General features: G+C 62.2%; 7 protein-coding genes. 4 read left to right on the top strand and 3 right to left on the bottom strand.

The features are described 5' to 3' along the window. Both aguA and ACXRVY_RS10635 read right to left on the bottom strand, forming a co-directional pair. Window positions 1–1,083 (bottom strand): agmatine deiminase (aguA, locus tag ACXRVY_RS10640; RefSeq protein ID WP_458237363.1); only part of this gene is annotated, 1,083 nt, incomplete at its 3' end. A 275-nt stretch (window positions 1,084–1,358) separates the two neighbouring features. Next, a complete protein-coding gene (locus ACXRVY_RS10635) occupies window positions 1,359–4,271 on the bottom strand; it encodes an aminotransferase (protein ID WP_458237362.1) in 2,913 nt (970 codons plus the stop codon). Window positions 4,272–4,461: 190 nt separating this feature from the next. Between ACXRVY_RS10635 and rfbC the strand changes: the two genes are divergently transcribed. From rfbC to ACXRVY_RS10615, 4 genes are all read left to right on the top strand, one after another. Next, entirely contained in the window at window positions 4,462–5,007 is a 546-nt protein-coding gene (gene rfbC / locus ACXRVY_RS10630) for a dTDP-4-dehydrorhamnose 3,5-epimerase (RefSeq protein ID WP_223462735.1), read from the top strand. Between the two features lie 91 nt (window positions 5,008–5,098). Continuing rightward, window positions 5,099–6,907, top strand: a complete 1,809-nt coding sequence (locus ACXRVY_RS10625) for a sensor histidine kinase (protein ID WP_223462736.1) — start codon at window positions 5,099–5,101, stop codon at window positions 6,905–6,907. After that, complete coding sequence (locus ACXRVY_RS10620; protein WP_223462737.1) at window positions 6,904–8,298, top strand: sigma-54-dependent transcriptional regulator; 1,395 nt, start codon at window positions 6,904–6,906, stop codon at window positions 8,296–8,298. Before ACXRVY_RS10625 ends, ACXRVY_RS10620 begins: the two co-directional genes overlap by 4 nt. Window positions 8,299–8,338: 40 nt before the next feature. Beyond that, window positions 8,339–8,794, top strand: coding sequence for a YiiD C-terminal domain-containing protein (locus ACXRVY_RS10615; protein ID WP_223462738.1), 456 nt, complete (start codon window positions 8,339–8,341; stop codon window positions 8,792–8,794). 74 nt (window positions 8,795–8,868) lie between these two features. Here the strand turns inward: ACXRVY_RS10615 and ACXRVY_RS10610 are convergent. Beyond that, on the bottom strand, window positions 8,869–9,128 hold a 260-nt coding region (locus tag ACXRVY_RS10610; RefSeq protein ID WP_458237361.1), incomplete at its 5' end, for a 3'(2'),5'-bisphosphate nucleotidase CysQ family protein.

Raw genomic sequence — 9,128 nt, 5'->3', positions numbered from 1 at the left:
CTGCTGGGTAAGGCAGTGAATATTGCCGCCCCCCAGTAACAGTTCGCGACCAGGCACCATCACCACTTCATGCTGTGGAAACAGGTTCTGCAGGATTTCTTTTGCCGGGCCATCCTGCGGGTCGTCAAAGCTCGGCGCGATGATGCCGCCGTTGACGATCAGGAAGTTCACGTAGGAACCGGCCAGACGAACAGTCGGGTTACGCTCCTGAGTACCGTCCACCGGATCGACACCGGCGCACTCTTGCTCGGTCGCAAACAGCGGCCCCGGGATCGGCATTTTGTGCACCGTGAACGGGCGGCCCTTGGCGTCGGTGCTGCTTTGCAGCACTTTCATCGCGGCCTGGCAGCGCGGGTAGTTCGGGTCCTGAGGATCATCGGTCCAGGCCAACAGCACTTCACCCGGACGCACGTAGCAGCAGAAGTTATCCACATGGCCGTCGGTTTCGTCGTTGAACAAGCCATCCGGCAGCCAGATGATTTTATCCACAGCCAGGTTCGCACTCAGGGCCGCTTCGATTTCCGCGCGATTCATGTGCGGGTTGCGATTGCGGTTGAGCAGGCATTCTTCGGTGGTGATCAGCGTGCCTTCGCCGTCGACGTGAATCGAGCCGCCTTCCAGCACGAAGCCTTCAGTGCGGTAGCGCGGGCTGCGCTCGATCTCGAGGATCTTGCCACCAACCTGTGAGTCGCGGTTCCACGGCGAATACAAGCCGCCGTCAAAGCCGCCCCAGGCGTTGAAGTCCCAGTTCACGCCACGGACTTCGCCACTGTTATTGATGACGAAGGTCGGACCGGAGTCTCGGACCCAGGCGTCGTCGCTGGACATTTCCACCACACGAATATTCGGCACGTCCAGACGGGCACGGGCGTTTTCGTACTGGCCGGCGGAAACCGCCACGGTCACCGGTTCGAAACGGGCGATGGCCTTGGCCACTGCCACATGCGCGGATTGTGCCGGTTTGCCGCCCAGGCGCCAGTTGTCCGGGCGCTCGGGCCAGATCATCCAGGTCTGGGTTTGGGGTGCCCATTCGGCTGGCATGTAGAAGCCGTCGGCGCGAGGGGTGCTGTTCAACGTGGTCATGGCTCAGGACTCCGGAGTGGCATTGATGCCTGACAGAAATGGAAGCGCATTGGTACACGCCGTGGATAATGGCAACTTTATATCCGATAAATATCGACGTTTAAAGCACCTTACATCCACCGTTACAAAAACAACCGATAAAAGGCCGATATCAATCGAACTAATACCGCCATCCATGTGGGAGTGAGCCTGCTCGCGATGAGGCCATGTCAGACACAGTTTTTTCGACTGAAAGACCGCTATCGCGAGCAGGCTCGCTCCTACAGGGGATGTGTTCACAGGCCTTCCGCAAGCACCTTCGACAGCATGTCCACGAAGAAATCCACGCTCTGGCGCGAAGTGACCATCGGCGGCTTGATCTTGAGGATGTTCAGGTAGTCGCCGGTCGGCTGCATGAAGATCCCCAGCTCACGCAAGCGATCGCACAGTGCAGTGGTTTCTTCGGTGGCCGGCTCCAGGGTTTCGCGGTTGCGGATCAGTTCGACGCCCAGGTAGAAACCGGAACCGTGCACCGCGCCCACTAACGGATGAATATCGATCAACGCTTCGAGGCGCCTCTTGAAGTGCCCACCAACGACCTGGGCGTTCTCCCAGAGTTTTTCTTCTTCCATTACATCCAGCACCGCCATGCCGACCTGGCAACTGACCGGGCTGCCGCCGGCGGACGAGAAGAAGTAACCCTCGGCCTCCAGCGCCTCGGCGATTTCCCTGCGGGTGATGACAGCACCCAGCGGCTGGCCGTTGCCCATTCCCTTGGCCATGGTGATGATATCCGGCACCACGCCCTGTTCTTCGAAGCCCCAGAAGAAATCCCCCATGCGCCCGTAGCCGACCTGCACTTCGTCGGCGATGCACACGCCGCCTCTGGCCCGGACCATTGCATAGACTTGTTTCAAATAACCTGGTGGCAGCGAGATACCGCCGGCATTGCCATACACCGGCTCGCAAATGAAACCGGCCAATTGGCGTTGCTGCTYGGCGATTTTCGCCAGGTTGTGTTCGACGCTACGCACATAATCCGGCGTGCTGTCGGGGCCACGGAATTCACCGCGATAGGTGTTTGGCGCGGTCACCGGGTGCACCCAGTCCGGGCGACTGCTCAAGGCCTTGGGGTTGTCGGCGATCGAGGTCGACACCGAGTCGGCCCCCACCGTCCAGCCGTGATAGGCCTCCAGCACACTGAGCATGTCGCGGCCGCCGCTGTAGGCCCACGCCAGTCGAATCGCCAGGTCGTTGGCCTCGCTACCGCTGTTGACCAGGAACACGCGGTCCATGCCATCGGGGGACAGCTTCAGCAAACGCTCGGAGAACTCGGCCACGGCCGCGTAGTTGAAACGCGAGTTGGTGTTGAGCAACGACCACTGACGACTGGCGACGGCGGCCATGCGCGGATGGCCGTGACCCAGCACCGCGACGTTGTTGAGCATGTCGAGGTAAGAGCGGCCCTGCATGTCGATCAAATGGTTGCGCCAGCCGCGTTCGATGCGCGGCGGATCAACGTAATAATGTTTTTGCGTACGGGCGAAACTGGCGTCTCGCCGGGCCAGCAACGTCGCTCCGTCGAGCTCGGCTTCGGCGTCACACGCCAGCCCCAGCAACGCTGCCGGCGACGGGCATAACGCTTGCCACGCCGACGCGCGCGAAGGTGTACAGAACAACGGCGCATTGATCGACGCGCCACGACACAGTTGCACGATCAATGGCCCGTTGACCGAGCCCAGTACCTGGCCTTTGACCAGGGCTGCGCCGCTGTGCAGCGACGGCGTAACACCCCAAAGCCGCACACTCAGTTCCGGGCCGTCCAGTTGCAGCACGCCCGCCGATGGGTGATGCACCACCCCGGCAAACGGTGCTTCGACCGCCGTGCCCTGAGGCACGCGCAATTCGACGTGCAACGGGCAAGTGTCAGGTTCAGTGGCGCTGTCCGGGCGGGTGTGGGACAGGCGGTATTGCCCGTAACGACTGGCCGCCAGGCCATGTGCCGCGGCCGCTTCATCCAGCAGGCGCTGATCGACGCCTTCCTGCTCCCAGTTCCCGCCCTCGAAATGCGGACTGAGTACGCCCAGGTCGATCAGCGCGAACTCACGTCCCACCAGGCTCGGCAACAACGGCGCGAAGCCTTCACTGCCGATGGGGGTCAGGTTCTGGCCGACGGCCGTGAGGATCGCCGCTTCCATCAGCGCCAACGGCACCGACGTGGCCACACGGAAGATTTCCCATTCATGGAGCAGGTTATCGCGGCTGTAGGCATTGCCCGGATCGATGCTGACCTGCTGTTCGCCGCTGAGCACCAACACCGCCGCGCGGGCGACAATCAGCGGCCACAACGCCAGCAGCTCTTCGTGCTGCAACGGATTGACCGCGTGATACGCCTGGATGGCCGGCAGAATGCAGAACGGATCGCCCTCGCCATGATGCAGCAGCGCGGCGCAGGTCACCGACAGATCGGTAATGCGCCAGGTGCGCACCAGATCGCCGAAATCGATCACGCCTTGCAGCAGCCAATGGCGCTGCGCATCACGTTGCCACACCACATTGTCGTCGGTGATGTCCATGTGAATGGCCTGCACCGGCAGTTTGTCCTGCAGTGGCTGCAAATGCCGCTCGGCTTGCCCGGACGCTTCGACGATCAGTTTGCGCTGGGCTTCGTCCTTGATCACCGGCAGCAAGTGCGCGATCAGGGCGTGAGCATGGCGGGCGTCCCATTGCAGGGTTCGCACCAGTCCCGGATGATCGAAATCCGCCAGGGCCAGGTCCATTTCACCGCACAGGCGACCGAAGCCGGACACCACCGTCGGGTTGAAATGACCGAGGCTCGTCAGCGGCTGGCCTTCAATGTAATCGAGCAGGCGAACGTGCACCGCCTGGCCACCCACGTCCAGAGACAGCAGGTCTGCACCGTTTTTCGCAGGAATAACACGCGGCACATGAACATCGGGGTGCTCGCCCAGATGCTTGAGCCCGGCATGCTGTGCCTGAAGCTCAAGTACCGAGTAGTCGCCACGGCAGATTTTCAGGACGAAACGTCCCTGCTCGCTGTCGACGCGGTAATTCAGGTCTTGCTGGCTGCCAAGGGCCTGCAAACTGCCGCTGAACCCGTAATGTTCCTCCAGCAGCGCTCGCGCTTGCTCCGCAGACACCTGCGGGCTGGGCAAACTGGCGCGATGAATCAACGTGGCGAGCGGCATACAACGACCCCTGAAATTTTATTAGGCGCCTATATCGCCACTGGTTCGGGCGATACGCAACCCCCCGGAACCGGTAATGGTCATTTGCGGGGGCTGGAACAGGCCAGTAGATTTTTACTTGAGCACTCGCCCCGGTCGGCGCTTTGCGCAAGAATGGCGACCATTCAACGCACACTGCTGGAGAGCCACCATGAATGTAGTAACCACCGACCTGCCCGGTGTTCTGATCCTTGAACCCAAGGTCTTTGGCGACGAACGTGGTTTCTTCTATGAGAGCTTCAATGCCAAGGCTTTCGAAGAAGCCACCGGCCTGAACACTCAGTTCGTTCAGGACAACCACTCCCGCTCGCAAAAGGGCGTGCTACGCGGCCTGCATTACCAACTGGAAAATACCCAGGGCAAACTGGTCCGGGTAACCGACGGTGAAGTACTCGATGTGACTGTGGACATTCGCCGCAGCTCACCGAACTTCGGCAAATGGGTCGCGGTACGTCTGTCTGCCGCCAATCATCGCCAACTCTGGGTACCGGAAGGCTTCGCCCACGGTTTCGTGGTGCTGAGTGACTACGCCGAGTTTCTTTATAAAACCACTGACTACTACACCCCGTCCGCCGAGCGCAGCATTCGCTGGGACGATCCGGACCTGGCCATCGACTGGGAGCTGGAGTCTGCACCGTTGCTGTCCGCCAAGGATCAGGCCGCGCCACTGTTCAAGGATGCTGACGTTTTTTCCTGACCCTGCGTCCCGATTGCTGCATCACTTGCTGCGCAGACTGCGCCCGCAAGCCTAGGCATAATGCGCCTGTACCCACAGGCGCATGCTGCTCATGAAACCGACTCTCCCCCCCAGACCCCGTTGGCGCAGTCTGGCCCTGCTGGCACTGTGCCTGGCACCGTTGCTGTGGCCGCTGGAGCATCTCGCCGAGCGTTACTACCGCAGCGAGCTGGCCAGTCAGAATCGTCAGACCCTCGACCTCTACGTCGCCAACCTGCTGGGTACCCTGCATCGCTATGAAGTGTTGCCGCAGATCCTCGGCGACCTGCCGGCATTGCGTGCCGTTCTCGGCGCGCCGGACGATGGCGTCACCCAAGGCAACGCCAACCGCCTGCTGAAAAACATCGCCACCCAGACCGGCGCCGAAGTCATGTACCTGATGGACGCCACCGGCAAGACCCTGGCCGCCTCTAACTGGGACAAACACGACAGTTTCGTCGGGCGCAATTTTTCCTTCCGGCCGTATTTCAGCGAAGCCATGGCCGGGCGACTCGGGCGCTTCTTTGGTTTGGGTACAACCTCCGCCAAGCGCGGCTATTTCTTCGCCGCCGGCGTACGCGATGGCGAGAAAATCGTCGGAGTGCTGGTGGTCAAGGTCGACCTCGACCACACCGAAAGCCTCTGGGGCAAAACTCCGGAACAACTGCTGCTGACCGACCACAACGGCGTGGTCATTCTCACCTCGCGACCGGAGTGGCGATTCCGCTCGACTCGCCCGTTGAACGAGGAAGAAAGCAAAGCCATCACAGCGATCCAGCCCTATCCAACCCGCGATCCCAAACCACTGAAGCTCAATCCCAATGCCTGGCTGACCCAGACCCGGCAGATCGCCGAAACCGGCTGGGACGTCAGCATCCTCGCCCCGCGCACCTTGATCGACCGTCCGGTGCGCACGGTGGTGGCCATCGGTGGCGCAGCGTTGCTGGTGTTGATGCTGCTGCTCGGCCTGATGATGCAGCGCCGTCGCCATTACCTCGAACGCATCGCTTTCGAAGCCAAGGCCCGCCGCGAGCTGGAAGGTCGGGTCGCCGAGCGCACCAGCGATCTCGAAGGCCTGAACCGGCGCCTGAAACAGGAAGTGCTGGAGCGTGAACAGGCCCAGCAGGAGCTGGTACGCGCCCAGGATGATCTGGTGCAGGCCGGCAAGTTGTCGGCACTGGGCACCATGTCGGCGAGCATCAGCCACGAACTCAATCAGCCACTGGCAGCGATTCGCAGCTACGCGGAAAACGCCGAGGTGCTGCTCGATCACCAGCGCACCGACGATGCCCGCGGCAACCTCAAGCTGATCAGTGAATTGACCGGTCGCATGGCCTCGATCATCGCCCACTTGCGCGCCTTTGCCCGGCGCGACCGGCATGCCCCGGAAAGCGTCGCCCTGCAACCGGCGCTGGACGATGCCCTGGCCTTGCTGGCCAAGCGTCGACGCAGCATGGAAGTCGAGCTGATCCGCGACTTGCCCGCCGCCACCCTGTGGGTCGAGGCCGGGGAAACCCGACTGCGCCAGGTACTCGGCAATCTGCTGGCCAACGCCCTGGATGCCCTGACGGAAAAAGGCCCGCCACGTAAACTCTGGCTGAGTGCCCAATCCACGGCCGATGGCGTCAACCTGTACATTCGCGACAACGGCCCCGGCTTTTGCATGGAAGCCCTTGGGCGCGCCAGCGAGCCGTTCTACACCACCAAGACCCGAACCCAGGGCCTGGGTTTGGGGCTGGCGATTTGCGAAACCCTGATGCGCGCCTTCGGCGGTGAACTGTCGTTCGCCAACCACAAGGAGGGCGGCGCCCTGATTACCCTGAAGCTGCGCGCAGGCGCACCGGGCGTGAGCCTGCAACCGTCCGAGGACCGAAGTGCATGACCATCGACAACCGCATTCAGGTCGTGTTGATCGACGACGATCCCCACTTGCGCCAGGCCCTGAGCCAGACGCTGGATCTGGCGGGCCTGAAAATCCTGCCGCTGGCCGAAGCCAAGGGCCTGGCCGCGCAACTGGAGCGCGACTGGCCGGGTGTGGTGGTCAGTGATATCCGCATGCCCGGCATGGACGGTCTCGAACTGCTGACCGAACTGCATGCCCAGGACCCTGAACTACCGGTGCTGCTGATCACCGGCCACGGCGATGTGCCGCTGGCCGTGCAGGCCATGCGCGCCGGGGCCTATGACTTTCTGGAAAAACCGTTTGCCAGTGACGCCCTGCTCGACAGCGTGCGCCGCGCATTGGCCCTGCGCCGACTGGTGCTGGACAACCGCAGCCTGCGGCTGGCCTTGAGCGACCGCAATGAGTTAAGCGCTCGCCTGGTTGGTCACTCACCTTCGATGCTGCGCCTGCGCGAGCAGATCGGTGCCCTGGCGGCGACCAAGGCCGATGTGCTGATCCTCGGCGAAACCGGCGCTGGCAAAGAAGTCGTGGCCCGGGCGCTGCACGATTTATCAAGCCGTCGCAACGGTCCGTTCGTAGCCATCAACGCCGGTGCCCTGGCCGAATCCGTGGTCGAAAGCGAGCTGTTCGGCCATGAACCCGGCGCCTTCACTGGCGCGCAGAAACGCCGCATCGGCAAGTTCGAATTCGCCAATGGCGGCACACTGTTCCTCGATGAAATCGAAAGCATGAGCCTGGATGTGCAGGTCAAATTGCTGCGCTTGCTGCAAGAGCGAGTAGTCGAACGCCTGGGCGGCAATCAACTGATCCCGCTGGACATCCGTATCATCGCCGCGACCAAGGAAGACCTGCGCCAGGCGGCGGATCAGGGGCGTTTCCGTGCCGACCTGTATTACCGCCTGAACGTCGCGCCGCTACGGATTCCGCCGCTGCGCGAACGGGGCGAAGATGCCCTGATGCTGTTCCAGCATTTCGCCGAGGAAGCCAGTGCCCGCCACGGCTTGCCGCCCCATGAACTGCAACCGGGACAACGTGCCTTGCTGCTGCGCCACACCTGGCCCGGCAACGTGCGCGAGCTGCAAAATGCGGCTGAGCGTTTTGCCCTCGGGCTGGAACTGGCCCTCGACAACAGCACGCCGCAAGGCGGCGCTGGCAACAGGGTCGAAGTCGTCAGCGGCGGTTTGAGCGAGCAAGTGGAGAACTTCGAAAAAACCCTCATCGCCGCCGAACTGGCCCGCTCGCACAGCTCCGTGCGCAGCGTCGCCGAAGCCCTCGGCATTCCGCGCAAGACCCTGCACGACAAACTGCGCAAACACGGTCTGAGTTTCGCCGACAGTGGCGCCTCGGCCCACCCTGACGACCTCGACTGAGCTACCGTCCAATCATCCACTTCAAGCAAGAGGCCCCTGAATGAGCCGCGACAGTCGACAACTGGAATCAGTCCTCCATCACGACATTCCCCTCACCCGGGACATGGGCCTCAAAGTGCTCGATTGGCATGACCAGCAACTGCGCCTGCACTTGCCGCTGGATGCCAACGTCAACCACAAGAGCACCATGTTCGGCGGCAGCCTGTATTGCGGCGCGGTCCTGGCCGGTTGGGGCTGGCTGCATTTGCGCCTTAAGGAAGAAGGCATTACCGACGGGCACATCGTGATTCAGGAAGGGCAGATCAGCTATCCGCTGCCGGTGACGGGCGATGCCAACGCCATTTGCCAGGCGCCGGACCCGGTGATCTGGAAGAAATTCCTGACCACCTTCCAGCGATACAGCCGAGCGCGGTTGACGCTGCATACGCGGGTCGTCAATGAAGGTCGTGATGAGGATGCGGTGAGGTTTATCGGGCAGTACGTGTTGCACCGGTAAACCAGGACCACCGCAAAACCTGTGGGAGCAAGCTCGCTCCCACAAGGATTTTGCATCAGCGCGTGGCAGCGATCTTATGCGCGTGCCAATTCCAGCAGTTTCTCCCGCCAGGCCGCTTTCGCCGGCAGCGCCAGAAAGAACGCATTCAACAGCGACTCCCGCGCCGGATAGCTGAACGGTTCGCCGCTCAACTCCAGCACCTCACCGCCAGCGCCTTCCAGCACGCCTTGCGCTGCCGCCGTGTCCCACTGCGAAGTCGGCGCCAGGCGCGGATAGCAATCGGCCGCCCCTTCGGCCAGCAGGCAAAACTTCAGCGAACTGCCGATACTGGCCA

The organism is Pseudomonas sp. P5_A2_2, from assembly GCF_054177685.1.
This window is presented reverse-complemented; position numbering and strand designations above follow the sequence as displayed.